A 25229-nucleotide genomic window follows, 5' to 3' on the forward strand; every position below is an offset into this window, starting at 1 on the left:
AGGCCTCCGTGATTCGTTGCGAGCGCGCCGTCGTGGATGGCGAACCGCTGAACATGAGTCGAAGCATCTTACGCGCAAGCCGCCACGGCTTCAGGAACGATGCATCGGGCGTCCGATGCGGACATGGGCATGACACGTGCTCCTTTTGTGTGAATCATGCCGTGCGTCCAGGGCCGCGGCGTTCATCCATTCCGGCTCACGTGACCGAAGGCATTCATGATCGAGACGATATGGTTCCTCGTAGTCGGCGGCGTGCTCATCTTCATGGGCCTTGCCAGTTCGATGTTCCGACGCCTGCCGATCAGCACCGCGATGTGCTATCTGGCGATCGGCTTCGCGCTCGGTCCCGCCGCGGCCAATCTGCTGTCGCTCGACCTCGCCACCGATGCGACGGTCCTGCGGCGCATCACCGAAGTCGCGATGCTCGCGTCGCTGTTCGCCATCGGCCTGCGCCTGCGCGTGCCGCCAACCGATCGCATCTGGTTCCTGCCCGTGCGACTCGGACTGGTCGCAATGGTGCTCACCGTCGCCGCGCTCACCGTCTTCTGCGCCTATGTGCTCGGCCTGGGCTGGGGGCCGGCGTTGTTGCTCGCCGCAATGCTTGCGCCAACCGACCCGGTGCTCGCGCACGACGTACAAGTTGAAACCCCCGGTGACATCGACTTGTTGCGCTTTTCGCTCACCGGCGAAGGCGGCCTGAACGACGGTATTGCGCTGCCTTTCGCGCTGCTGGGCATCGCCGTGTGCCGCTTCGAGGCCTCACCCAGCGAGGCGCTGCACTGGAACTTCGCGTTGCAGGCGGCATGGGGCATCTCGGGCGCGCTTGCGAGCGGCTGGCTGCTCGGTGCGCTGTCAGTGCGGCTCGTGGCCTATCTGCGCACGCGTCATGGACAGGCGCTGGGTCCGGAAGGCTTCTATGCGCTGGGGCTGATCGCGCTGTCGTATGGCGTCGCCGAACTGTTGCACACCTATGCCTTCCTCGCGGTGTTTGCGGCGGGGCTCGCAATGCGCCGCGTCGAACAGAAGGCGAGCGGCGACAAGACGCCACGGCAGGCGGTCGGCAAGATCGATGCGGACGATGTCGGCGCGGCCGCGGCGGATCCTGAACGCGCGCACGCGTTCGTGGCCGAGCGCGTGCATGGCTTCACGATCGAACTGGAGCGTATTGCCGAGGTGGCGATCATGCTGATGGTCGGCGCCCTGCTCGCGACCCTGTGGCGCGACCTCTTCACGTGGAGAGCCGCCGTGCTGATCGCGGCGCTCTTCCTCGTGTTGCGGCCGGCGGCCGTCGAGCTCTCGCTGATCGGTTCCAATGCGACCGGCACGCAACGTCGGCTCATGAGCTGGTTCGGCATACGCGGGGTGGGCTCGTTCTACTACCTGCTCTATGCGCTCGAACAAGCCCCGCGCGACGTTGCGGCGCCGCTCGTGCCGCTCGTCATCGCGACCATTGCGGCATCGGTCGTGGTTCACGGCATCACCGCCACGCCGCTCATGAACCGCTATCAGCGCTGGAGCGCGGACGATTGACGGCGTGCTTGCCGGGATGCGCGGGCGCGCGGCATCATCATCGTCATGCTCAATCCATTCAAGGACGTTCAGGCGTGAAGCATCTGCTCTTCTTCTGCGGTCATGCGGGCACCGGCAAGACCACGCTGGCCAGGCGCCTGTTCGCGCCGCTCGGCAACGCCACCGGCGAGCCTTTTTGTCTGCTCGACAAGGACACGCTCTACGGACCGTACAGCGCTGCGGCGATCGGCGCGCTCACCGGCGATCCGCACGATCGCGACAGTCCGCAGTTCATCGAGCACTTCCGGGATCCCGAGTACCGTTCGCTCATCAATACCGCGGCGGAGAATCTTTCGCTGGGTACGAGCGTGATCGTCGTTGCGCCGCTCACGCGCGAAGTGCGCAGCGGCCGCCTGTTCGATCGGGCGTGGCTGGGCATTGGCGACGATGTCGCGATTCGCGTCGTATGGGTTCATACCGCAGAGGCGGTGGCGCGCGAGCGCATTCTTGCCCGCGCCGATCCCAACGATGCGTACAAGCTGGCGCATTGGGACGAGTATCGCCGGCGCCTGTTCGTACCCGACGACACTCTCGCCCAAACGCTCGTGATGGTCGACAACACCGCGCCCTCGGACGATACGCAGGTTGACTTGCTGGCGCGTCTTGTCGAGACAGGATGATGCATGCTGCATTACGCGTTTTGCATTACGCGTTTTGAATTACGCGTAATGAATGCACCTCGGTATGCACATCACGCGGCTGCGAGCCGCCGCGCCGGCGCCAGCGCATTCGCGCCTTCGTACGGCTTGCCGAAACGATTGCCGAGGAACGCCTCGAGCGGCACCTGCTCCTGACGCACGAAGCCGGACTGCGGTAGTACGCCCTCGCGGAACAGGTCGAGTTCGGCGCAAATCGCGCCGGCCGTGGTGATCTGGATCGCGCTCATCGGTACGCCGCACACATTCTTCGCAAAGATCTTGCGGGTGAATACGTCCTGCACGAGCTGGCCGTGACGCATGCCCGTCACCGTGACAAAGATCAGCACCACGTCCTGCGCCGTCGAGGGCACCGCGCTCTTGAGCATGGTCTTGAGACCGTCGCGGTCGGTGGACATGCGCAGGTCTTCGAGCAGGAATTGCATCAGGTCCCGGTGCCCCGGATAGCGCACCGACTTGTAGTCGAGCGTCTCCACCTTGCCGGCAAGCGTTTCGCAGAGCGTGCCGAGGCCGCCCGACGTGTTGAACGCCTCGTATTCGATGCCGTCGAGCGAGAAATGCTCGACGCCCTCGAGCGGCTGCACCCACTGCGTACGGCCTTCGCGAATCGCCTCGCAGGGCTGGCAGTACTCGTTGATGAGACCGTCGATGCTCCACGTGAGGTTGTACTTCAGCGCGTTGGTCGGAAACTCGGGCAGCGCGCCGACGCGCATCTTCACTTCGCGGACATCGTCGAGACGCTTCGCGAGATCGTGCGCCACGATGCCGATGAAGCCCGGCGCGAGACCGCATTGCGGCATGAACGCGAGTTCCGAACCGTCGGCGATGGCGCGGATCGCATGCGTCGCGCGGACGTCCTCGGTCAGATCGAAATAATGGACGCCTGCCGCCTTCGCTGCCGAGGCGACGTTGATCGCGAGGTAGTAAGGCAAGGCGTTGACGAGGGCATCGAAGCCTTGCAACGCCTGCCGCAGCGCGGGGGTATCGGCGGAATCGACACGGCGTGTCGCGAAGCCTTGCGCATCGAGCAGTGCGAGCGCGTGTTCGTCGCGATCGAACGTGACCACTTCGAAATCCCCGCTGTCACGCAACAGTTGAGCAATGCTGCGACCGATCAATCCGGCGCCGACGAGAGCCACTTTCATATTCGTCTCCTTGTGTGTGTTCGAGTGGGGCCGAAGCCGTCTTCAAACAGTGTAGGGGCGGACGAATGCGGTTCCTAGACGCAAAGTGATGCGCTTCGACGAAGGTTTTCGACGTTTCGACGGGACAATACTGCGTTTTGTCGTGTCCGGCTAACCTGCCCGGTCGATCTTGCGCGCCAGGATGATGGACGTCGTCGTCCGCTCGACGCCTTCCAGCGCGCCGATTTCGTCGAGCAGGTCATTGAGGCGGTCGGGTGAGTCGGCGCGCAGCCAGGCGACGTAATCGAATTCGCCGCTTACCGCGCAGAGCAACTGGATCTCGGGCATGCGCGCAAAACGCTTCTGCAGATCGCGCCCATATCGCGGCGTCAGCTTGATGCCCACGTAGGCCTGGATACTCGCGTCGAGCACGTCCTGTCCGAGTCGCACGCCATAGCCCGCGATCACCTGATTCTTTTCGAGCCGCGCGATCCGGGCGATCACCGTGGTGCGCGCGACGCCAAGCTGCCGCGCAAGTTCGGCGACGCTCTCGCGGGCGTTCATCTGCAAAAGCGCGACGAGGTTGCGATCGATGTCGTCGAGTTGATCGAGGCGCGGCGGTCTCATGTGTGCGTCGTTCCTGGCGTTTTGTATCGGCTGAGTTGGTTCTATGCGTTATGCATTACGCGCTATGCGTTTTGAATGCCAAAGGGTATTCGGCATGCGTAATCTTGCATGCCGGCGCGCGGTCTGTGCTTTCCGTCGCCCTCACGAAGGGGCCGCCGGGTAACGAAGCAACGTCACGCCTGCACTGCACCTCCCGTTTTTGCACCTCACTCGCACCACGTTGCATTTTGCGTTACGCGTATTGAATGCAAACCGGCATTTGGCATTTTGTGTTTTGCATTATCGCCGACGGGCCTGGGACATCAGCAGCGTCGTACGTTCGAGTCGCGGCCCGGTTCACACAAGGCTTGCCGCCAGCACGTTCGCATCGTGCCAAGCACTCTCAATCGCCGTCGCCCAACTCCCGTCATCACACCCCCAGCCGCGCCATCATGAAGTCGACGAAACTCGCGAGCTTCGGCGTCGCGCGCGTATCACGGGGATACACCAGATGCACCGGCGAGGATTTCGGCAAGTACGCCTGCAACACCGCCACCAGCGCGCCGCTATTCAACTCGTCCTCGACCAACGCATGCGGCTGCAACACCAGCCCGAAGCCCGCCAGCGCGGCTTTCTTCAGCGCCTCGCCGTTGTTTGCCCGAAAGCGCGCGGAACCGGTGCGGCGTGCGAGGATCGCGTCATCTTCCCCCTCCAGTCGCCAGCCCGCCTCGCGTCCCTGATGCACGAAACCCAGGCACTCGTGTCCCGCGAGATCGGCGGGCGTTGCGGGCGTCCCCGCACGCGCAAGATAGCCGGGCGCCGCGCACACAGCCATGGCATAAGGCTTCAACGGGCGTGCGACGAAACTCGAATCCGCCAGCGCGCCGATGCGCACGGCCGCATCGAACCGTTCCTCGACGATATCGACCATGCGGTTGGTGAGATCCAGCTCCACCGCGATCTGCGGAAACGCCGCCAGAAAATCAGTCACGGCCGGCGTGACGAAATGCACGCCGTAGGTCAGCGGCACCGTCACGCGCAACACACCGCGTGGCGTCGCGCTCATGGCTTCTGCAAGGGTATCGGCGGCATCGACCTCGGCGAGAATGCGGCGGCAGCGTTCGTAGTATTCGCGGCCGACCTCGGTCAGACTCTGGCGCCGCGTCGTGCGTACCATCAGGCGCGTGTTCAGACGCGCCTCCAGCGCCTGCAGATGCCTGCCGGCCATTGGCGCGGAGATGGAAAAGCGCTCGGCCGCGGCGCTCAGGCTGCCCAGATCCACGATGGCCACGAAGACCCGCATGCTCAACAAGGTATCCACTGCGCTTTTTTTCCAGAGTCGTATCGAATGTAAGCAGTTGTCGCAATGCAAGCGAATTTGAATGCAATCGTGATACTAATATCCGCCAACGGCATGCAGCATACCGGCACGCCCACCTTTCATCTCGATTCAAGGTATATACGAATGAAAAGAACTCTCGTCACCCTGGCCGCCTCGCTGGTCTCGCTGGGCGCATTGAGCCCGGTCTTCGCACAATCGTCCGCGCCCGCAGCCACTTCCGCGCCGGCCGCTCCTTCTGCTCAAACCGCCGCTTCAGCGCCGGCCGCCTCGAATCGCGAGGCGCGCACTGAAGAGCGTATCGCTGAGCTTCACTCGAGCCTCAAGATCACGCCGCAGCAGGAAGAGCAATGGTCGAAGTTCGCCGACGTGATGCGCGACAACGGCCGCACCATGGCCGATCTCTATCGCCAGCGCGTCGCCCAGCGCAGCACGATGTCCGCGCTCGACGACATGAAGCAGTATCAGCAGATCACGCAAGCAAACGCGGACGGCACGAAGCGCCTCGTCGAGGCTTTCGAGCCGCTTTACGCGAGCCTCTCGCCGGAGCAGAAGAAACTGGCCGATACCAGCTTCCGCGACGAGCATGCCAAGGACCACCGCCATCGTGCGCATCGTCGCCCGCATGCGGCCAGCCCCGCGCCGGCTTCGGCAACCAAGCCCTGAGTTGAATCTTGCATGATGCATACAAAGCCCGCCTAGGCGGGCTTTTTCACATGACGAGGCGCACAATGCGTGCGAATGCCGTTACGATCCCGCATCCCCATGTCACGCCATCCGGCAACGCACCATGCTCCATCTGACCCAGCTCGATCTCGCCTCTGACCCGGCCGCATGCCGCGTCGTCAAGGACGAAGCCGTATCTGTCGAATTCGCAGCCGGCGACGGCGAACTGATGAGTCTCGAAGGCCCGAACCGGCACACACAAGGCGATGCCATCGTCAGCGGCGCCGGCGGGGAACGCTGGGTCGTGTCGCGCGCACGCTTCGATACGAAGTACGCGCCCGAAGGCGGCATTGCGCATGGCGAGCCGGGGATCTATCGCAACCTGCCGAGCGTCGTGCTTGCTCGCGAGATGCACGAGCCCTTCTCCATCGCGCGCTCGGCCGCCGGCGACATCCTCACGGGCGATGCCGGCGACTGGGTCATGCAATACGCGCCCGGCGACTACGGCGTCGTCAAGGCAGCGCGCTTTGCCAAGGTGTACCGCGTGCTCTAAAAACGCACGCCAAAGTCCAGACGCCTCAGGCGAAGTCCTCGCCCATCTCCAGTTCGACCTCGCGCGGCACAGCCTCGCCGTTCGCATACTGCTCCTCCAGCGATCCGAGCGTGGCCTCCACATACGCGCGCAACACCGCATAACTGCGTGCGTGCATGCGCGGCGGCGTCGCGCGGTAGCGTGCGAGCGCATCCGGATCGAAGCGCACGTCGATGGCAATGCGCCGCGCCTGCGCGCCAAAGCGCATGGCCACGTAGTGAATCACGAGCGAGGTCCGGCCCGTGTCGTCCTTGCGCTCGACGAACTGCGTCTGTTCCGGAAAGAGGTCGGAGATCACACGCGCCAGCATGTCGATGTCCGCGCTCGGGCAGTCGTATTGATAGTCTTCCATGCCGTGTCGAAGAGAGATCGGGAAGTGGCGGATACGGTTCAGGCCGCGCGCCGATAGTAGCGCACCAGCCCCACTGCGACGAACACGCCGAGCGCGAGATACACGGCATCGGCGGCGAAGAGCGGCACCAGCCGCGCCTGGAACAACGCGGCAGGCAGGCCGACGAGCGCATGCGCCGCGATCAGGAACGGCAACGCATGACGCGAACGTTCGCGCAACATCTGCCACATCAGTGCAGAGAAGCCGAGTTGCAGGACGAACGCGCTCGCGCGCTCGATCACGAAGATGGCCGCCGATACCGGCGAGAGACTCAGCAGCACCAGATGGATGCGCGCGACCGCTTCGAGCGGCGCGTTCGCAAAATGCGCATCGAGCGTGCCGCGGTCGGCGAGCACCGCGTAGATGATCCATTGCACCTGCACCAGCACGCCGACGATCCACGCCTCGGCGCCGCCATGTCCGATGCCAAGCCCAAGCCCCGGTCCGACGCGGTCCAGCGCGCCGGGTTCGCGCGAGATGAGCCACTTCATCGCGAGAAAGCGGCCAACTTCCTCGCACACACCGGCGGCCAGCGCGCCATAGACGACGAACACCGCGGGGCTCGCGAGCCAGCCGGACGTGACGGCATTGGCGAGCACGAAGCCATGCAGCGCGCGTTCGATGACCATCGCGAAGAGCGCGAACACGCCCACGCCGAGAATCGTTTCGCGCGGCACGATGCCGAAACGCGGCCTCAGCTTCCGATACAGCACGACGGGCAGCGCGGCGATCAGCAGCGCCGCCAGCGCAAGACACAACAAGGTCGACACACTGACCATTCCAGTTCCTCAGGTTCCTTGGGATAGCACGTGCGGATCGCGCGCCGTGGAAGCGCGCACGATGAGCTCGCCGGGCAGCAGGCATTCGCGCGCGGGCATCGTGGCGCCGCCGAGCCGTTCATGCAGAAACTCGACCGCGCGCCGGCCGATATCGCCGGTCGGCTGCCGCACCGTCGTCATGCCGGCGAGCTGGGCCCATTCGGAATCGTCGATCGACATCAGCGCGACGCGTGCCTGCCAGTCCGCGCCATAGCGCGCCTTCAGATGCACGGCGACGCGCAACGCAACCGGCCCGTTGGCGGCGAACAGCGCGACGCGCCTGCCCGCCGCCTGTGCCGCGCTCACGCGCGCGTCGAGTTGTTCGAGCGCGGCCGACGCATCGGCGAGATCGATCACGAGCGTTGCGCCGCTCGCACCCGTTGCCGCAACCGTTTCACGGAAGGCCGCTTCACGCAGACGCCGCGAGCTGACGTGCGTAACGGGCTGCACGATGAACAGCAGTTCGTCGAACCCTTCAGCGACGAGATGACGCGTGGCCAGCGCCACGGCCGCATGATTGTCGAGCCCGACCATGTCGGTGACGAGCCCTTCCACCGAGCGGTCCACCAGCACGACCGGAATGCCGCCCTGCGCGAAGCCCTGCAGCAATGCTTCCTTCACGCCGAGCGCATTGACGATGACGCCTTCGACGCGATATGTCGTCAGCAGTTGCAGATAGCGCCGCTCCATGTCGATCTCGTTGGCCGCGTGACAGATGAGCGGCATGTAGCCGAGCGTGTGGCACGCGGCCTCGACGCCCTGCAGCACTTCCACGGAGTACGGATTGGTGAGGTCGGCGAGCAGCATGCCGATCAGGCGGTTGCGGCCGCGCTTGAGGCCCCGCGCCATCTGATTCGGCCGATAGTCCAGCCTGGCGATGGCCGCCTCGATGCGCCCGCGCAGGTCGGGCGACAGCACGTCCATCTCGCCGTTCAGGTAGCGCGAGATGCTGGTCTTGCCGGTGCCCGCCTCGCGGGCGACATCGGTGATCGTTGCACGGCGCGTGACGAACGGCGCCGGGGGCTGGGTTGAAGAGGGATCGTCGGACATAAGGGTCGTGGCCCGCGCGGCGCCTGACGGCGACACGCGCAGACTTGATTATGGTTCTGCTCGCATCGCGCATGTTAGCGCATGCGCGGGCCCGATCCTTGTCGCTCAGCGCGTCAGCACGTCGCGATTGACGATATTTTGCGTCAGCGTACCGTCGAGCGCGCCGATCAGGTTTTCGGCTGCATTGCGCGCCATCGCGTGACGCGTCTCGTGCGTGGCCGAGCCGATATGCGGCAACGCAACGACATTCTTCATCGCAAGCAACGGTGAATCGGCGGGCAGCGGTTCGTGCTCGAACACATCGAGGCCCGCGCCGCGAATCGTGCCGTCGCGCAATGCGTCGATCAGCGCGGCTTCGTCTACCGTCGGGCCACGCGACGCATTGATGAGGATCGCGCTGCGCTTCATCTTGCCCAATTCGGCCGCGCCGATCATGCCGCGCGTCTCGGGCGTGAGCGGCACTTGCAGGCACACGAAGTCGGCCTGCGCGAGCAGTTCGTCGAGTTCGACACGCCGCGCGCCGTAGTCACGCTCGGCCTGCTCGTTCGGGCTGCGGTTGGTGTAGAGCACGTCCATCCGGAAGCCGAGCGCGGCGCGGCGCGCGACCGCCCCGCCGATGCGTCCCAGCCCCACGATGCCGAGCGTCTTGCCCTGCACGTCCACGCCGAAGCAATCCTCGCCGATGCTCCCTTTCCAGTGGCCTTCGCGAACCCAGTCGGCCAGTTCCACGACGCGGCGCGCGCTCGAGAGGATCAGCGCGAACACGGTGTCGGCGGTCGATTCGGTGAGCACGTCGGGCGTATGCGTGAGCACGATGCCGCGGCGCGTGAGGTCGGCGACATCGAACTGATCGAAGCCGACGGAGATCGTCGAGAAAGCCTTCAGGCGCGTGGCGCCGTCGAGCATGTCGGCGGAGATCTTCACGCTCGCGCCGATGGCGCCATCGGCACGTTGGAGCGCCGAGACGAATGCGGCGTGGTCTTTCGGATCGACATCGATGACGTCGGCGCGCTCGCGCAGCCAGGCGTCGACGTCGGGGGGCAAGGCTTTGTAGGCAACGATGGTTCGGGTCATGGGCGCTCGATGCGATTGCAGGTTGGAGGGGCCAAGCATAAACGGCTCAGGACCGCGCCGCCACGCCCGTGCGCACCGTGGCCTGCGGCTTGACGGCCAGCGTGAGCCAGACCGACAGCAGCAGCGCCGCGCTCATGAAGACGTAGGAGGCAGCGGGCGAACCGGTCGCGCCATTCAGATAGCCGACAACATAGGAGCCGACGAACGAGCCCAGCGCGCCCATGCTGTTGATGAGCGCCATGGCGCCGCCCGCGACGTTCTTCGGCAGCAGCTCGGGCACGATCGCGAAGAACGGTCCGTAAGGCGCGTACATGGCCGCGCCGGCGATCACCAGCAGCGCGTACGAGGCCCAGAAGTTGGTCGAGCCGAGCAGATACGAGCCCGCGAAGGCAATGGCGCCGATCAGCAGGAACGGCCAGACGAAGGCCTTGCGCGCCTGCAGCTTGTCCGAGGCCCAGGACGCCAGCAGCATCGCGATGGTCGCCGCGAGATACGGCACCGCCGAGAGCCAGCCGGTCTCGACCATGCCGAGCGTCGAGCCGCTCTTCAGGATGGAGGGCAGCCACAGCACGAACCCGTACACGCCGATGCTCCAGCAGAAATACTGCGCGCACAGCTTGATGACGGCCGGCGACTTGAAGGCCTCGCGGTAGTTCTTGACCGGCCTGATCGACGCCTGCTCGGCGCGCAGCGTGGCGTCGAGATCGCGTTTCTCCTGTTCCGAGAGCCAGCTGACCTGCGCCGGCTTGTCCTTCACGATGAACCACCAGATCACCGCCCAGACCACGGCCGGCAGGCCTTCCGCGATGAACATGTGGCGCCAGCCGAACGAGTTCACCAGATAGCCCGATACGACCGACATCCACAGCACCGTCACCGGATTGCCGAGGATCAGGAACGTATTCGCGCGCGAACGCTCCGACTTCGTGAACCAGTTGGCGATGAACACGAGCATCGCCGGCATCACCGCGGCCTCGACCACGCCGAGCACGAAGCGGATCGCCATCAGAGACGGAATGTTGCTCACCATGCCGGTGAGCGCCGCGCACCCGCCCCAAAGGATCAGGCTCCAGAACACCAGCTTCTTCACGCTGCGCCGCTCGGCGTAGATCGCGCCGGGAATCTGGAAGAAGAAATAGCCGAGGAAGAACAGCGCGCCGATCAGCGAAGACAGCCCCTTGCTGATGCCTAGATCCTGGTTGATGCCGGCGGCCGACGCGAAACCGTAGTTCGCGCGATCCAGGTAGGCGAGGCTGTAGGTGATGAAGACGATCGGCATGATCGCCCACCAGCGGCGCACGGCCAGCGTGGGAGTGGAGGAAGTCTGCATGGTTGTCTCCTGAAGCAGAACGTTGGGTGCGCGGCATCGTGCATGTTGAATGCCCGATGAATGCACGCTGAGTGCACGGTTTAACGCACTTTGAATGCACGATTCAATTCACGAGCGAAGGCCTCCGCGGCCCTCGTTCAGGCCGGATCAAACGCGGCGCTGGCCGTCCTGTCGCTGGCATCCTGCCGTTCGAGCAGGTCGAGCGCGGCGCGGGTCGGCAGGCCTTCGCTGTCGCCGATCACCTGGATTGCCAGACCGCCAATACGATTGCCGCGCGCAATGGCATGCCGCACGTCGTGTCCTTCCAGCAGCGCGCTCACCACGCCGACGGCAAAGCCATCGCCCGCGCCGACCGTGTCGACCACGTTCGTCACCGGAAGCGCCGGCACGATGCCCTGCTCGTCGCGCGCCGTGCGGAAGTACGCGCCATGCGCGCCCAGCTTCACGACCACGCCCTTCGCGCCGCGCTCGAGATAGAACGCGGCGATGTCCTCGGGCTTCGCGTAGCCGGTCAGCGTCAGGCCCTCGGTCACGCCCGGCAGCACCCAGTCGGCCAGCGCGGCCAGTGCATTGAGCGACTCCGCCATGGCTTCGCGCGACGGCCACAAGGTCGGCCGCAGGTTCGGATCGAACGAGATCGTCTTGCCTGCCGCACGCATTTCGCGGGCCATGTGAAAGGCGAGTTCGCGTGAAGTCGCGGAAATCGCCGGCGCCACGCCCGTCAGGTGCAGATGCCGTGCGCCGAGGACGTAGTCGGCGGCGTAGTCGTCGAGCGACAGGTGACTGGCCGCCGATCCGGCGCGGAAGTACTCGACGGCCGGGTCGCTGCCGTCGTCGCACTTGCCCTTGAGCTGGAAGCCGGTCGGATAGCGCCGGTCCACCGCCACGCGGCGCGCGTCGATGCCCTCGGCCGCGAGCACGTCCAGCACGTAGCGGCCGAACGAATCGTTGCCCACGCGGCTCATCCAGCCCACCTTGAAGCCGAGCCGCGACAGCCCGATCGCGACGTTCAGATCCGCGCCCGCCACCCGCTTGGTGAACTGGCCGACGCGGGCGAGATCGCCGGTCTGGGCCGCGACGAACATCGTCATCGCCTCGCCGTAGGTGACGACGTCCAGGGAGTCGGTCTGAGCTTGCATGTCGGTTCCTCTACAGGTTGATGCTGAATGCAAAATGCACTGCTGAATGCAAAATGCGTTATTCAAAATGCCGCGCAAATGCGCCGATGCGGGCAACCTGGCGCGCCGCGTCGTCCGCGAGCGAGATGTCTGCACCTGCCATGAACGGATATTCGATGCCGCGCGGCACGTCGCCCGGCAGTTGCGCGAGCAGCGTCGCGAAACGCGCGTCGCCGTCGGCCGGCGCGGCGGCGAAGCGGCGCCCGCCCTCGCCCATCACCGCCTTGCAATGCACGTAGGCGACATGCGGCGCGAGCCGTCGGGCGGCATCGAGCGGATCCTGCTCCGCCCACTGCCAGTTGCCGGTATCGAACGTCATCGCCAAGCCACTCTGGCGCGGCAATGCGGCGAACAGCGTCTCGAACGCGCCGATCGTTCCTCCCGCCTTCAGCTGTCCGTTCTCGACCACCACGCGCGCCCGCGACGTCGCGACGCCCGACAGCAGCCGATCCAGCGTGACGCCATCCGTCTTGACTGCGCGCTCCGTGCCGCCGAGTTGCAGCTTCACGAGGCGCGCGCCCAGCGCCGCAGCTTCGTTGATCGCAAGCGCAAGCGCGTCTGAATCGAGCGCGCCGTCGTCACGGAACAGACAGGCGGGCGTGGAATACACGGCCCACAAAGCCCGCGCGCGAATCCGTTCGCCGAGGCGCGCGAGTGCGGATGGCTGGACATCGGCATCGCTGGCGAACAGTTCGCGGCGCACTTCGAAGCCGTGCGCGCCCGCCTTCGCCGCCGCGCTGGCCCAGACGGCGTGACCGTCGCAGCGAATCGCCTCCGCGCCGAACGCGCTCGCGACGATCACCACCTCCGATACCGCTTTCTGTCGAGAAATCTGCTTCACCTGCGCGCCACCATCGAATTCGGTCCGATTCAGCCTGCTGGAACCGGTTCCATTTAAAGATTTCAAAAAAGACGCCGCAGCGTCCTGATTCAGAGCGAATGGTGCGTCAGAGTACGTGAGGCGCGCCATAGTGGAATTCCCTAGCCGATCAGGCCGGGTTCCTCGCACAGTTCCAGAAAGCGCGTGGCGACACGCGAAGGCGTAGCGGCATGCGGCAGCAGAATGGAAAAGCGCCGCGTGAGCGGTTCGGGCGCGAGGCGCAGCCGTTGCAGCGCGTTGTCCTCGTGACGGATCGACATCGCCGAAACGAAACCGATGCCCATCCCCGCGCGCACCGCTTCCTTCACGCCCTCCACGCCTGCGATTTCGAGCGCCGCACGCATTGGCGCGCCGTGTTCCGCGAACGCCCGTTCGACAATCAGCCGCACCCCCGAGCCCGGCTCGCGCAACACGAGCGGCTGCGCCCCCAATTCGTCGAGCGTGACGAATTCTCGGCCGTCCGCGAGCGGATGCCCTTTCGGTGCAATCGCGACGATCTCGTCCTCCCGCCACGACGTCACCGTGGTGCCGAGCGGCAGATCCTGCCCGGCCGGGCCTTCGACCAGTGCAATGTCGAGCGCGCCGAGCGCCGCGACGATGTCGCTGGTATTGCCGTCGATGGTCGTCACGGTGACATCGGGATAGCGCTTGTGAAACGCCGCGATCAGATATGGCAGCAGATAGCTGGCGGGCGTCGTACTGGCGCCGATGCGCAGCGTCCCGCGTTCAAGCCCCCGCAGCGCGTCGCGCAGCGCATGGGCCTGAGCGAAGGTCTCACGTAGCCGCTCCGCATGCCCGAGCAGTTGCTCGCCGGCCGCTGTCAGGCGGATGCCGCGGCCGTCGCGCTGATAAAGCGGCTCGCCGAATTCGTCCTGCAAAAGCCGCAGTTGCCCCGATACCGCAGGCTGCGAGAGATGAAGCGCCACCGCCGCGCGGCTGATGTTGCCGTGCTCCGCTACGGTCGCAAAGGTTATCAGCTGCTCCGGGGTCATCGCTTCCAAATATCCGCTTATCCGATACTTGGCATTCTAAATCACGATTTTTCATATTGATATATCGAGAATAGGATTAGCCCATAGACTCCTACCTATCCTTGAGACCCTCCATGTCCACGGTCCCGTCCGCCTCCCCGCTTGCACCCGCCGCGTCTTCCACACGCGGACAGCTCAACGGCATTCTCTTCGTCGCGCTGTTTGCCGCCGCCGTCACGCGTGTTGCCGCCGTGCCCGCCATCGCGGGAGTCGGAATCAGCCCGCTGATCGTCGGCATCATCGCGGGCGCGCTCTACGGCAATGCACTACGCCACGGCATGCCCGACAGCTGGGCCGCCGGCGTCAACTTCTCCGCGCGCAAGCTGTTGCGCATCGCCGTCGCGTTCTTCGGCCTGCGGGTCAGCCTGCAGGAGATCGCGCAGGTCGGCGCAGCGGGGTTCACGGTGTCGGTGCTGGTCGTCGTCAGCACGCTCGTCGTGGGCACCTGGGCCGGCATGAAGCTCATGAAGCTCGACCGCGACACCGCGCTGCTCACCGCCGCCGGCAGCGCCATCTGCGGCGCGGCCGCCGTGCTCGCCTTCGAATCGACGCTCCAGTCCAAGCCGCACAAGAGCGCGATGGCGGTCGGCAGCGTCGTGCTGTTCGGCACGCTCTCGATGTTCCTCTATCCGCTCGCGCTCAATGCCGGCTGGCTGCATCTCGACGCGCTCGGCGCGGGCGTGTTCTTCGGCGGCACGATCCATGAAGTCGCCCAAGTGGTCGGCGCGGCGAGCAACGTCAGTCCGGAAGCGACGCACATCGCCACCATTGTGAAGATGACGCGCGTGATGCTGCTGGTGCCGGTGCTGCTGGTCATCGGTTTCTGGATCAGCCGCTCGCGCAACGCCGGCGCAGGTCAGGACCCGACCCAAGGCAAAGGCAAGGTCGCGGTGCCGTGGTTCGCGCTCGGCTTCCTCGCACTGGTCGTCGTGAACTCGCTGCACGTCCTGCCCGATACCGCCACCAGCACGATCAACATGCTCGACACCTTCGCGCTCACGATGGCCATGACGGCGCTCGGCATGGAAACCCGCTTCGCGCAGATTCGCGCGGCCGGCCCGCGTGCCCTTGCCACCGGCGCGATCCTGTACGCATGGCTCGTTGGCGGCGGTCTTGCGATCACCCTCGGCGTCGAGCGTCTGTTCGGCTGACCGGGCTGTTGCAGTATCCATCGCGCGAACTCCCCATCGCGCGATGACGCTTTTTGAAGGAGCACTCATGGAACACGGCGCTCGCACCCAGAACGAGACGCTCGATGTCAAGACCACGACGTGCTACATGTGCGCGTGCCGCTGCGGCATCCGCGTGCATTTGCGCGACGGCGAGGTTCGCTACATCGACGGCAATCCGAACCATCCATTGAACCAGGGCGTGATCTGCGCGAAAGGCGCGTCGGGCATCATGAAGCAGTACTCGCCCGCGCGTCTCACCCAGCCGCTGATGCGCAAGCCCGGCGCGTTGCGCGGCGAGGCGCAGTTCGAACCCGTGTCGTGGGACGTGGCCCTCGACACGCTCGAACAACGTCTCGCGCATCTGCGCGCCACCGATCCCAAGCAGTTCGCCCTCTTCACCGGCCGCGACCAGATGCAGGCGCTGACGGGCCTGTTCGCGAAGAACTTCGGCACGCCCAATTACGCCGCGCATGGCGGCTTCTGTTCGGCCAACATGGCGGCCGGCATGATCTACACGATGGGCGGTTCGTTCTGGGAGTTCGGCGGTCCCGATCTCGACCAGTCGAAGCTGTTTTTCATGATCGGCACGGCGGAGGATCATCACTCGAACCCGCTCAAGATCGCCATCTCGAAGTTCAAGCGCGCGGGCGGACGCTTCATCGCGATCAATCCGGTGCGCACGGGTTATGCGGCCATCGCCGACGAATGGGTGCCGATCCGCCCGGGCACCGACGGCGCCCTTTTCATGGCGCTGATCCACGAACTGATCGCCGCCGACGCCTACGACCACGAGTTCGTCACGCGCTACACCAACGCGGCCGAACTGCTCGACATGAACGAGGCGAGCGAGCGCTTCGGCCTGTTCGTCGAGGATGCCAGCACGCCCGAAGGCAACAAGCTCTTCCCGCAGAATCATCTGTGGTGGGACACGAAGACGAACCGCGCGGTCGCGCATCACGCGCCGGACGCCGAGCCCGCGCTCGACGGCCGCTATACGCTCGAAGACGGCACGCCCGTCGCGCCATCCTTTGCGCTGTTGCGCGAGCAGGTCGCGTCCTGCACGCCGGAGTGGGCGGCGGAGATCACCGGCATTCCGGTCGCGACCATCCGGCGACTGGCCGCCGAAATGATCCAGGTGAGCCGCGACCACAAGATCACGCTGCCGATCCGCTGGACCGATGCCTGGGGCAAGACGCATGATCACGTGACGGGCAATCCCATCGCGTTCCATGCGATGCGCGGGCTCGCTGCGCACTCGAACGGCTTCCAGTCGATTCGCGGCCTCGCGGTGCTGATGTCCTTGCTCGGCACCATCGACCGGCCGGGCGGCTTCCGCCACAAGTCGCCGTTTCCGCGCGCGGTGCCGCCGTCCGCGAAACCGCCGAATCATCCCGACCAGGTGCAGCCCAACACGCCGCTCGCCAGCGGCCCGCTCGGCTGGCCCGCCGCGCCCGAGGACCTGTTCATCCACGACGACGGCACGCCGGTGCGCATCGACAAGGCCTTCTCGTGGGAATATCCGCTCGCGGTGCACGGCGTCATGCACAGCGTCATCACGAACGCCTGGCGCGGCGATCCGTATCCCATCGACACGCTGATGATCTTCATGGCCAACATGGCCTGGAACTCGTCGATGAACACGATGGAAGTGCGCAAGATGCTGGCCGACAAGGACGCGAGCGGCGAGTACAAGATTCCGTTCATCGTGGTCTGCGATGCATTCCAGTCCGAGATGACCGCGTTCGCCGATCTCGTGCTGCCCGACACGACCTATCTTGAACGCCACGACGCGATGTCGATGCTCGATCGCCCGATCTCCGAGTTCGACGGTCCGTGCGATTCGGTACGCGTGCCGGTCGTGCCGCGCACCGGCGAATGCCGGCCGTTCCAGGAAGTGCTCGTCGAACTCGGCAGCCGGCTGAAGCTGCCCGCCTTCACGACGCCGGAAGGCACGCGCAAGTATCGCGACTATCCGGATTTCATCGTCAATCACCAGACCGCGCCGGGCTCAGGCGTGGGCTTCCTGATGGGTTGGCGCGGCAAGGACGGCAAGGATGCGCTGGTCGGCGAGCCGAATCCGAACCAGTGGGAAGAGTATGCGAAGCACGACTGCGTCTTCCATTACACGATGCCCGAGGAATTCCAGTACATGCGCGGCCAGAACGGGCCGTATCTGAAGTGGTCGGTCGAAAAAGGCTTCCGCAAGTTCGACACGCCGATCCTGATCCAGCTCTATTCCGACGTGATGCAGAAGTTCCGCCTTGCCGCCCAGGGACGCACGAAGGGCCGGCAGCCGCCGGATCATCTGCGTGCGCGCATCGAACATTACTTCGATCCGCTGCCCTTCTGGTACGCCCCGCTCGAACGCGACACGACCGACCTCGAACGCTACCCGCTCGCCGCCGTCACGCAACGCCCGATGGCGATGTATCACTCATGGGACTCGCAGAACGCGTGGCTGCGGCAGATTCATGGCGAGAACCTGCTGTACATGAATCCGCGCATGGCCCAGGCGAACGGCATCGAGGATGGCGGCTGGATCTACGTCGAATCGCCATGGGGCAAGGTGCGCTGCATGGCGCGCTACAGCGAGGCGGTCGAGCCCGGCACGGTATGGACCTGGAACGCGATCGGCAAGGCCTCGGGTGCGTGGAGCCTCGGCGCCGACGCCAACGAATCGCAGCGTGGCTTCCTGCTCAATCACCTCATCACCGATGAAATCCCCGACCCGCAGCGCGAAGGCGCCCGCTACTCCAATTCGGATCCGGTGACGGGACAGGCGGCCTGGTACGACGTGCGCGTACGCGTCTATCCCGCTGAAGCCGACGCGCGCCATACCCTGCCGCAATTCCCGCCGATGCGCCCCGCACCTGGCATGGCCGGGCCGGTGCAGCGCGTCGTGCAGACCTACTTCGCGGGACGCGGCGAGTTCGCGGCGCGCCTGCGCAACGCGTTGAAGCGCAACCCGGGCAACTGAAGGAGACTCCGATGACCCAGATGGCTCTCGTGATCGATCTGAACGTCTGCGTCGGCTGCCATGCCTGCGTGACGAGCTGCAAGGAATGGAACACCTCCGGCGAAGCGGGCAGCCTCGCGGATCAGCGCCCCTATGACGCCGATCCCTCCGGCACCTTCTTCAACCGCGTGCAGACCTATGAGTCGGGCGAGTTTCCGCTCGCCGACACCATTCACTTCCCGAAGTCGTGTCTGCACTGCGAGGATCCGCCGTGCGTGCCCGTCTGTCCGACCGGCGCGAGCTACAAGCGCAAGGAAGACGGGCTCGTGCTGGTGGATTTCGACAAGTGCATCGGCTGCAAGTACTGCGCGTGGGCGTGCCCCTACGGCGCGCGCGAACTCGACGAAGAACGCAAGGAGATGACCAAGTGCACGCTGTGCGCCGACCGCATCTATAACGAGGCGCTGCCCGAGCGCGACCGCAAGCCTGCCTGCGTGCTCGCGTGCCCGACTTCGGCGCGGCTCTTCGGCGACATCCATGATCCGGAGTCGGTCGTCTCGAAGGCGATCGAGGAGCGCGGCGGTTATCAGTTGATGCCCGAATGGGACACGAAGCCCGCGAATCACTACTTGCCGCGCAATCCCGTGAATGCGTGCGGCAGCGGTTCGTGCGGGTGTAAATCGAATGGCGAGTCGAATGGCAAATCGAATGCCGCCGACGATGACGCGCTCGACGCCCACGGCGAACTGAATCTGGCGGCCATGGCCGCCCGCGTCTGACCTCACACGGAGCATCCTCATGAAACCCGCGTTTTCTGTCGTGTTCCTCACGACCCTGAGCGGCGCCGCGCAAGGCCTGCTGATCGCGCTCGTCGGCGTGGAACTGCTGGCGCGCATCGGCCTGTTCGCCGGGCCGTCGCAGACCTTCTTCGTCATCGGCGCGGCCGTTGCCGTGGCGCTCGGCGGCCTCGGGCTGATCGCGTCGTTCTTTCACCTCGGCCATCCGGAACGCGCGTGGCGCGCCATCGCGATGTGGCGCACCTCGTGGCTCTCGCGCGAATGCCTGGCCCTGCCGGCCTTTCTCGGCTGCGCCGCGCTCTATGGTTTTGCGCACTGGCTCGGCGCGACGTGGTCGCTGGCCATCGGCTTGATCGGCGTGCTCGCGGCGGCCGCGCTGTTCGTCTGCACCGCGATGATCTATGCATGCCTGCGCTTCCTCCAGGAATGGGCAACGCCGCTCACGCTGGTCAACTTCGTACTGCTCGGCTGCGCATCTGGTTTCACGCTCGCCAGCGCTTGCGCCGCATGGCTCGCGCCGTCGCTTGCGGCGGGACTCGCGGCCTGCGCCTGCACGCTGACGCTCGCCGGTTGTGTGGCGCGTGTCGCGTCCTTGCAGCGCAATGCGCGTCTGCGGCCCAAGTCCACCGTGCAGAGCGCGACAGGCATCAAGGGGCCCAACGTCGTGCAGAAATCGCGCGGCTTCACGGCGGGCGCCTTCAACCTGCGCGAGTTCTTCCATGGACAGACCGTGCAGGCGATCCGCCGCATCAAGTGGACCTTCCTGATCGGCGCGTTCGGCGTGCCCTTCGTGCTGATGCTCGCGGGCATCGGCGCGCAGTCCGCCGCGCTGTTCTGCGTGGCCTTCGTCACGCAGTATCTGGGGCTAGTCGCAGAACGCTGGTTCTTCTTCGCCGAAGCGCGCCACCCGCAGAACATCTACTACGCGCGGGCTTCGTGATCGGCTGATCCGCAGCATAAACAACGCGTGCCCGGGAAGGCACGCGTTAGCGGCTTACACGGCCAGCTTGAGCGCCTGATCGAAGTCGGCGATCAGGTCCGCGGTATCCTCGATGCCCGCCGAGAGCCGCAGCATGCCGTCCGAGATGCCCATCGACTTGCGTACTTCGGCGCCGGCTTCGTAAAAGATGGTCGGCGCAACCGGGATGATCAGCGTTCGCGTATCACCGAGTCCGGTCGCCTTGATCGGCAGCTTCAGCGCATTGACGACGTCGATCATGCGGTCCGCGCGACGCAGTTCAAACGACAGCAGCCAGGACGCGCCCTTGAACAGCTTCTGCGCGATCGCATACTGCGGATGACTTTCCAGCCCCGGATAAAATACGCGGCCGATGGCCTCGTGCCCTTCGAGAAAGCGCGCCAGCGCGAGCGCATTGTCGCTGCACCGGGCGACGCGCAGCGCGAGCGTCTCCGCGCCCATCGCGATGGAATGCGCCTGCTCCGACGAAAGCGAGCCGCCCATGTCGCGCAGTCCCTTCTTGCGAACCTGCAACAGCCCTTGTTCCTTCGGCGCAGAGCCGCGGTAATCGTCGGCGATGTTCGGATACTTGCTCCAGTCGAACAGGCCGGTATCGGTCACGGCGCCGCCGAGCGCGGCGCCGTGTCCCGCGATGGTCTTGGTCAGCGAATTGACGACGAGGCTCGCGCCCACGGCCTTCGGCACGAACAGCGCCGGCGACGTGATGGTGTTGTCGACGACATAGGCGAGACCGCGCTCGCGGCACAGTGCGCCGATGCCTTCGAGATCGGGAATCTGCGTGCCCGGATTCGCGATGGTCTCGACGAACACCATGCGCGTGTTCGGCTTGATGGCGTTCGCGACGTTGTCGGCGGAGGTGGCATCGACCGTGGTCACTTCGATGCCGAGCGTCCTGAGCGTGCCGAACACGCTGTTGGTGTTGCCGAACACATAGCGGCTCGACACGAGGTGATCGCCCGCGCGCAGCAGCGTCAGGAACACCGCGGAGAGCGCGGCCATGCCCGTGCCGAAGCAGATGGACCCGACGCCCTGCTCCAGGCTCGTGATCTTGCGCTCCAGCGCGGCCGTGGTCGGCGTGCCCTGACGGGCGTAGTTGAAGCCGCCCTTCTTCGTGCCCTGGAACACGCCGATCAGATCTTCCACGCGCTCGAAGCCATACTGCACCGATGTATGGATCGGCTGACGCACGCCGCCGTGTTCCGCGCCGGGCTGCCTGTCGCCGTGAACGATGCCTGTGGTGAAACCTTGCTTGTCCATTACTTCTCCGCTAGCGAGTCGATCCGAAACCATCGATTTTGCCTGATCTTCAGCCGCTCATGGCATCCACGGCTTACGGGTACGCATGTTGCTCGCCTGTTCCTTCGTCCGCGCCGTTCGCGACGAGCATGATAACGCTGCTCCGCTCGTGAACCCCGGCGCGGCATTCCCCGACAAGGAGCCCAACTCATGCCTTACGAACTCCATTACTGGGACGGATTGCAGGGCCGCGGCGAATTCGTCCGGCTGGCGCTGGAAGATGCCGGCGCGCCGTACATCGAGGTCGCGCGCGAGTCGAAGAAAAGCGGCTACGGCATGAATGCGATGATGAAAATCCTCGACAGCAAGACCGAGCCGCATATTCCGTTCGCACCGCCGTTCCTGAAGGACGGCGAGCTGATCGTGCCGCACGTCGCGAACATCCTGCTCTACCTCGGTCCCAAGCTGGGCCTGGCGCCGCAGAATGAGGGCCTGCGCTACGTGGCCAATGGCCTGCAGTTGACCATCGCGGATTTCGTTGCCGAAGTGCACGACACGCATCATCCGCTGGCCACCGACCTCTACTATGAAGATCAGAAGGACGCCGCGAAGATCCGCACGCGGAATTTCCTCGACAAGCGCGTCCCGAAGTTCATGGGCTATTTTGAACGCGTGCTGAAGCAGAATCCCGCGGGCGACACGCAGATGATCGGCGACCAGACCAGCTATGTGGACCTGTCCATGTTCCAGATCGTCGATGGCCTGCATTACGCGTTTCCGCGCGCGATGAAGCGCTTCGGCGAGCAGTATCCGCGCGTGGCGGCGCTGCACGATGCCGTGCTGCAACGGCCCAACATTGCCGCCTACGTGGATTCGGACCGGCGTCTGCCGTTCAACGAATCCGGCATCTTCAGGCACTATCCCGAACTCGATCAGGACGCGTGAGCCACGATGAACCACGCGCGCCTGACGCCCATCCACTCCCGACTCAGCAAGGAGCCAGCATGATCGAAACGATTCCTTCCTTCGGTCTCGGCACGTTTCGCGTCGATGCCGCCAAGACCACGGAAGCTGTAAAGAGCGCAATCGGCATCGGCTACCGCCATATCGACACCGCGCAGTACTACAACAACGAAGCCGCCGTGGGCCAGGGCGTGCGCGATTCGGGCATCGCGCGCGACGATGTCTGGGTCACGACCAAGGTCTGGTGGGAGCGGCTGTCGCGCGACGCGCTGATTGCCAGCCTGAAGGACAGTCACGCGAAACTCGACATCGGCACGATCGATCTCGCGCTGGTCCACTGGCCGTCGCCCAAGGGCGCGGTGCCGATCGCCGAAACGCTCGCGGCGCTGCAGGAAGCGCAGCAACTGGGGCTGATCCGCCACTACGGCGTGTCCAACTTCACCGCGCCGCTGCTCGAGGAAGCGCTGGCGGCGCCGGGCGGCAAGGACATCGTCACCAATCAGATCGAAGTGAGCCCGTTCCTCGCGAACCGGGCGCTCGTCGATGCGACGCAGAAGTCCGGCATCAAGGTGACGGCGTACATGCCGCTCGGCGAAGGCCGCGCGCACAAGGACATGACGCTCAAGGCGATCGCCGCGAAACACAATGTCACGCCTGCGCAGGTCACGTTCGCGTGGCTGCTGGCGCGGGATATCGTGGTGCTGTCGGCCTCGACGAATCCCGAGCATCAGCAAAGCAACTGGGACGCGCAGAAGCTCAAGCTCGACGCCGACGACATCGCCCAGATCGATGCCCTCGACGAAGGCCGGCGCAACGCCAATCCTTCGTTCGCGCCGAAATGGTGATAGCGATGCGCGGCGCATGCCGCCACGCATAGCATCCGTACATAGCCGCCCGGCTGACGCGTTCGCCGGGCGTTTTTCTTCGATGTCCCGAAGCCCGCAGACCCGCCTTGCAATGCTATCCTTGCGGGCGTCCTTATTCCATTTCCTTCTAAGCTTTCCACGATTTCGCAAAAGTGCTTTCGTTCCTGCTCAAGCTCCGTACCCGCGCCCAACGGCTCTTTCGTCTGTCGGACTCGCATACGATGCTCGTCTGGGCAGTCGTGGTCGGCGTGGCCGGCGCGTTCGCCACGGCGCTGTTTCGCGAAGGCATCGAGATCCTGCAACATCTGCTGGGTAATCGTTCGGAAGGACTCGTGGCGCTCGCGCTCGGCCTGCCCTGGCCCGTGCGCATGCTGCTGCCCGCCGCGGGCGGCGTCATCGCGGGCTTCTGCCTGCTGATCGCGCGCCGCCGCGTCAACAAGAACGCGAGCACCGACTACATGGAAGCCGTCACCATCGGCGATGGCGTCGTGCCGGTCTGGCAGAGCTTCTGGCGCAGCCTGTCCTCGCTCATCACCATTTCGAGCGGCGGTTCGATCGGCCGCGAAGGCTCCATGGTCCAGCTCGCCGCGCTCGTGTCGTCGCTGATCGGCCGCTGGGTCCACTTCGATCCGCCGCGCTTGCGCCTGCTGGTCGCGTGCGGCGCGGCCGCCGGGATCACCTCGGCCTACAACGCGCCGATCGCCGGCGCCTTCTTCGTCACCGAACTCGTGCTCGGCTCCATGGCGATGGAAAGCTTCGGGCCCATCGTCGTGTCGTCGGTGGTTGCCAACATCACGATGCGCGAGTTCGCCGGTTATCGGCCGCCGTACGAGATGCCGGTCTTCCCCACCGTCACCGGTGTCGAAGTGCTGCTCTTCGTCGTGCTCGGCCTGTTTTGCGGCGTGCTCGCGCCGCAATTCCTGCGGCTGCTCAGCGCCTCGAAGAAACGCTTCGCCATGTTGCCGTGGCCCTTGCCCGTGCGGCTCGCGGCGGGCGGGCTGATCGTCGGCGTGATCTCGATCTGGTGGCCCGAAGTCTGGGGCAACGGCTATGAAGTCGTGAATTCGCTGCTGCATGAGCAATGGACCTGGACCACGCTGCTCACGCTGCTGCTCTTCAAGATCATCGCGACGGCCGCCACCGCCGGTTCCGGCGCGGTCGGCGGGATCTTCACGCCGACGCTGTTCTTTGGCGCCGTGGTGGGCTGCCTGTTCGGCATCGGCGCGCATGCCATCTGGCCGCATGCCACCTCGGCGCCCTACGCCTATGCGATGGTCGGCATGGGCGCGTTTCTCGCCGCCGCCACGCACGCGCCGCTGATGGCCATCCTGATGATCTTCGAGATGACGCTCTCGTATCAGGTGATGCTGCCGCTGATGCTGTCGTGCGTGATTGCGTACTTCATTGCGCGCACCTCGGAGCAGACCTCGATGTACGAAGTCACGCTGCGCCGCAACCGCGAGGAGAAGGAGCGCGTGCGTCTGGCCGCCACGCAGATGCGCGAGCTCGTCAAGCCCGCCGATACCGTCGTGCCGCTCACGGCGAACATCAAGGACATGACGCGCGTGTTCCTCGAGTATCCGGTGAAGTACCTGTATGTCGTCGATGAAGCCGGCCGTTTTCGTGGCGTGGTGGCGCTGAAGGACATCACCTCCGACCTGCTCGACGAGCACGACACGCAAGCCAAGACCGCCGCCGACTATCTTCAGCCGCAATTCGACGTGCTGATGCCCGACATGTCGCTCGGTGAGGCGCTGCAGCACTTCCTCGCGTTCCAGGGCGAGCGTCTGCCGGTGGTCGAGAACAAGAGCCAGCCATTGCTGCTGGGGGTCGTGTACAAAACCTCGCTGCTGGACGCATACTTCCGTTTGAATCCGACGTCGCGCTGAAACTGCGCAGCCGTGCAATTTTGCGGCGCGGCGTGCCGCTTGCGTGCGTCATGCGCGCGGTCCGGGT

The 25229-nt window shown here is 65.2% G+C and carries 23 protein-coding genes; 11 read left to right on the top strand and 12 right to left on the bottom strand.

The features are described from left to right. The first annotated feature begins 216 nt into the window (after positions 1-216). Together QCE64_RS07370 and QCE64_RS07375 are read left to right on the top strand one after the other, a co-directional pair. Positions 217-1530: a cation:proton antiporter gene (locus QCE64_RS07370; protein ID WP_309916407.1), complete on the top strand. Its 1314-nt coding sequence runs from the start codon at positions 217-219 to the stop codon at positions 1528-1530. 74 nt (positions 1531-1604) lie between these two features. Beyond that, positions 1605-2189 carry an ATP-binding protein gene (locus QCE64_RS07375; RefSeq protein WP_309930151.1) on the top strand — a complete coding sequence of 195 codons (585 nt, stop codon included), beginning with the start codon at positions 1605-1607 and terminating at the stop codon, positions 2187-2189. A gap of 71 nt (positions 2190-2260) precedes the next feature. Here QCE64_RS07375 and QCE64_RS07380 read toward each other — a convergent pair whose 3' ends face one another. The 3 genes from QCE64_RS07380 to QCE64_RS07390 form a co-directional block, all read right to left on the bottom strand. Beyond that, positions 2261-3370, bottom strand: a complete 1110-nt coding sequence (locus QCE64_RS07380) for a saccharopine dehydrogenase C-terminal domain-containing protein (protein WP_310003262.1) — start codon at positions 3368-3370, stop codon at positions 2261-2263. A 150-nt stretch (positions 3371-3520) separates the two neighbouring features. Continuing rightward, positions 3521-3976, bottom strand: a complete 456-nt coding sequence (locus QCE64_RS07385) for an Lrp/AsnC family transcriptional regulator (RefSeq protein ID WP_309832366.1) — start codon at positions 3974-3976, stop codon at positions 3521-3523. Between the two features lie 409 nt (positions 3977-4385). Further along, positions 4386-5276 carry a LysR family transcriptional regulator gene (locus QCE64_RS07390; protein WP_310003264.1) on the bottom strand — a complete coding sequence of 297 codons (891 nt, stop codon included), beginning with the start codon at positions 5274-5276 and terminating at the stop codon, positions 4386-4388. 144 nt (positions 5277-5420) lie between these two features. Here QCE64_RS07390 and QCE64_RS07395 point away from each other — a divergent pair, with 144 nt between their 5' ends. Further along, positions 5421-5960, top strand: coding sequence for a Spy/CpxP family protein refolding chaperone (locus QCE64_RS07395; RefSeq protein ID WP_310003266.1), 540 nt, complete (start codon positions 5421-5423; stop codon positions 5958-5960). Between the two features lie 124 nt (positions 5961-6084). Continuing rightward, complete coding sequence (locus tag QCE64_RS07400) at positions 6085-6513, top strand: PGDYG domain-containing protein (RefSeq protein WP_309916415.1); 429 nt, start codon at positions 6085-6087, stop codon at positions 6511-6513. Between the two features lie 25 nt (positions 6514-6538). Here QCE64_RS07400 and QCE64_RS07405 read toward each other — a convergent pair whose 3' ends face one another. The 8 genes from QCE64_RS07405 to QCE64_RS07440 form a co-directional block, all read right to left on the bottom strand. Next, the gene (locus QCE64_RS07405; protein WP_309930160.1) at positions 6539-6904 is read right to left on the bottom strand and encodes a DUF3022 domain-containing protein; all 366 of its coding nucleotides are present in this window, start codon (positions 6902-6904) and stop codon (positions 6539-6541) included. A gap of 38 nt (positions 6905-6942) precedes the next feature. Further along, positions 6943-7722 (bottom strand): YhfC family glutamic-type intramembrane protease, encoded by a 780-nt coding sequence (locus tag QCE64_RS07410; RefSeq protein WP_309916420.1) that lies wholly within the window; start codon positions 7720-7722, stop codon positions 6943-6945. Between the two features lie 9 nt (positions 7723-7731). Further along, positions 7732-8811 carry a LacI family DNA-binding transcriptional regulator gene (locus tag QCE64_RS07415; protein WP_309916423.1) on the bottom strand — a complete coding sequence of 360 codons (1080 nt, stop codon included), beginning with the start codon at positions 8809-8811 and terminating at the stop codon, positions 7732-7734. 105 nt (positions 8812-8916) lie between these two features. Next, complete coding sequence (locus tag QCE64_RS07420) at positions 8917-9885, bottom strand: D-glycerate dehydrogenase (RefSeq protein ID WP_309916426.1); 969 nt, start codon at positions 9883-9885, stop codon at positions 8917-8919. Positions 9886-9931: 46 nt separating this feature from the next. Then, complete coding sequence (locus tag QCE64_RS07425; protein WP_309916429.1) at positions 9932-11215, bottom strand: MFS transporter; 1284 nt, start codon at positions 11213-11215, stop codon at positions 9932-9934. Positions 11216-11352: 137 nt separating this feature from the next. Further along, a complete protein-coding gene (locus QCE64_RS07430; RefSeq protein WP_309916432.1) occupies positions 11353-12354 on the bottom strand; it encodes a sugar kinase in 1002 nt (333 codons plus the stop codon). A gap of 58 nt (positions 12355-12412) precedes the next feature. Beyond that, positions 12413-13234, bottom strand: coding sequence for a TIM barrel protein (locus QCE64_RS07435; RefSeq protein ID WP_309916435.1), 822 nt, complete (start codon positions 13232-13234; stop codon positions 12413-12415). Positions 13235-13374: 140 nt separating this feature from the next. After that, positions 13375-14265, bottom strand: coding sequence for a LysR family transcriptional regulator (locus QCE64_RS07440; protein ID WP_309916438.1), 891 nt, complete (start codon positions 14263-14265; stop codon positions 13375-13377). A gap of 113 nt (positions 14266-14378) precedes the next feature. On the opposite strand from QCE64_RS07440, the gene QCE64_RS07445 reads away from it, so the two are divergent. From QCE64_RS07445 to QCE64_RS07460, 4 genes are all read left to right on the top strand, one after another. Next, positions 14379-15455 (top strand): YeiH family protein, encoded by a 1077-nt coding sequence (locus QCE64_RS07445; RefSeq protein ID WP_310003267.1) that lies wholly within the window; start codon positions 14379-14381, stop codon positions 15453-15455. Positions 15456-15522: 67 nt separating this feature from the next. Next, positions 15523-18453, top strand: coding sequence for a molybdopterin oxidoreductase family protein (locus QCE64_RS07450; protein ID WP_310003269.1), 2931 nt, complete (start codon positions 15523-15525; stop codon positions 18451-18453). 11 nt (positions 18454-18464) lie between these two features. Continuing rightward, a complete protein-coding gene (locus QCE64_RS07455) occupies positions 18465-19211 on the top strand; it encodes a 4Fe-4S dicluster domain-containing protein (protein WP_309916446.1) in 747 nt (248 codons plus the stop codon). Between the two features lie 19 nt (positions 19212-19230). After that, complete coding sequence (locus QCE64_RS07460; protein WP_309916450.1) at positions 19231-20169, top strand: DmsC/YnfH family molybdoenzyme membrane anchor subunit; 939 nt, start codon at positions 19231-19233, stop codon at positions 20167-20169. Between the two features lie 54 nt (positions 20170-20223). Here the strand turns inward: QCE64_RS07460 and QCE64_RS07465 are convergent, their stop codons facing one another. Then, the gene (locus QCE64_RS07465) at positions 20224-21465 is read right to left on the bottom strand and encodes a cystathionine gamma-synthase family protein (protein ID WP_310003271.1); all 1242 of its coding nucleotides are present in this window, start codon (positions 21463-21465) and stop codon (positions 20224-20226) included. Between the two features lie 189 nt (positions 21466-21654). Here QCE64_RS07465 and QCE64_RS07470 point away from each other — a divergent pair, with 189 nt between their 5' ends. The 3 genes from QCE64_RS07470 (at position 21655) to QCE64_RS07480 (ending at position 25162) form a co-directional block, all read left to right on the top strand. Further along, complete coding sequence (locus tag QCE64_RS07470; protein ID WP_310003273.1) at positions 21655-22389, top strand: glutathione S-transferase family protein; 735 nt, start codon at positions 21655-21657, stop codon at positions 22387-22389. A 59-nt stretch (positions 22390-22448) separates the two neighbouring features. After that, positions 22449-23252 carry an aldo/keto reductase gene (locus tag QCE64_RS07475; RefSeq protein ID WP_309916458.1) on the top strand — a complete coding sequence of 268 codons (804 nt, stop codon included), beginning with the start codon at positions 22449-22451 and terminating at the stop codon, positions 23250-23252. 173 nt (positions 23253-23425) lie between these two features. Next, the gene (locus QCE64_RS07480) at positions 23426-25162 is read left to right on the top strand and encodes a ClcB-like voltage-gated chloride channel protein (RefSeq protein ID WP_309916461.1); all 1737 of its coding nucleotides are present in this window, start codon (positions 23426-23428) and stop codon (positions 25160-25162) included. Positions 25163-25229: the final 67 nt, after the last annotated feature.

The organism is Caballeronia sp. LZ043, assembly GCF_031451075.1.
Classification (GTDB): Bacteria; Pseudomonadota; Gammaproteobacteria; order Burkholderiales; family Burkholderiaceae; genus Caballeronia.

Coding starts and splice junctions, on each gene's coding strand:
- QCE64_RS07440 (WP_309916438.1), bottom strand. CDS start 14,265: ATGACCCCGGAGCAGCTGATAACCTTTGCGACCGTAGCGGAGCACGGC.
- QCE64_RS07405 (WP_309930160.1), bottom strand. CDS start 6,904: ATGGAAGACTATCAATACGACTGCCCGAGCGCGGACATCGACATGCTG.
- QCE64_RS07410 (WP_309916420.1), bottom strand. CDS start 7,722: ATGGTCAGTGTGTCGACCTTGTTGTGTCTTGCGCTGGCGGCGCTGCTG.
- QCE64_RS07475 (WP_309916458.1), top strand. CDS start 22,449: ATGATCGAAACGATTCCTTCCTTCGGTCTCGGCACGTTTCGCGTCGAT.
- QCE64_RS07450 (WP_310003269.1), top strand. CDS start 15,523: ATGGAACACGGCGCTCGCACCCAGAACGAGACGCTCGATGTCAAGACC.
- QCE64_RS07460 (WP_309916450.1), top strand. CDS start 19,231: ATGAAACCCGCGTTTTCTGTCGTGTTCCTCACGACCCTGAGCGGCGCC.
- QCE64_RS07420 (WP_309916426.1), bottom strand. CDS start 9,885: ATGACCCGAACCATCGTTGCCTACAAAGCCTTGCCCCCCGACGTCGAC.
- QCE64_RS07370 (WP_309916407.1), top strand. CDS start 217: ATGATCGAGACGATATGGTTCCTCGTAGTCGGCGGCGTGCTCATCTTC.
- QCE64_RS07400 (WP_309916415.1), top strand. CDS start 6,085: ATGCTCCATCTGACCCAGCTCGATCTCGCCTCTGACCCGGCCGCATGC.
- QCE64_RS07470 (WP_310003273.1), top strand. CDS start 21,655: ATGCCTTACGAACTCCATTACTGGGACGGATTGCAGGGCCGCGGCGAA.
- QCE64_RS07380 (WP_310003262.1), bottom strand. CDS start 3,370: ATGAAAGTGGCTCTCGTCGGCGCCGGATTGATCGGTCGCAGCATTGCT.
- QCE64_RS07415 (WP_309916423.1), bottom strand. CDS start 8,811: ATGTCCGACGATCCCTCTTCAACCCAGCCCCCGGCGCCGTTCGTCACG.
- QCE64_RS07445 (WP_310003267.1), top strand. CDS start 14,379: ATGTCCACGGTCCCGTCCGCCTCCCCGCTTGCACCCGCCGCGTCTTCC.
- QCE64_RS07465 (WP_310003271.1), bottom strand. CDS start 21,465: ATGGACAAGCAAGGTTTCACCACAGGCATCGTTCACGGCGACAGGCAG.
- QCE64_RS07430 (WP_309916432.1), bottom strand. CDS start 12,354: ATGCAAGCTCAGACCGACTCCCTGGACGTCGTCACCTACGGCGAGGCG.
- QCE64_RS07385 (WP_309832366.1), bottom strand. CDS start 3,976: ATGAGACCGCCGCGCCTCGATCAACTCGACGACATCGATCGCAACCTC.
- QCE64_RS07425 (WP_309916429.1), bottom strand. CDS start 11,215: ATGCAGACTTCCTCCACTCCCACGCTGGCCGTGCGCCGCTGGTGGGCG.
- QCE64_RS07395 (WP_310003266.1), top strand. CDS start 5,421: ATGAAAAGAACTCTCGTCACCCTGGCCGCCTCGCTGGTCTCGCTGGGC.
- QCE64_RS07455 (WP_309916446.1), top strand. CDS start 18,465: ATGACCCAGATGGCTCTCGTGATCGATCTGAACGTCTGCGTCGGCTGC.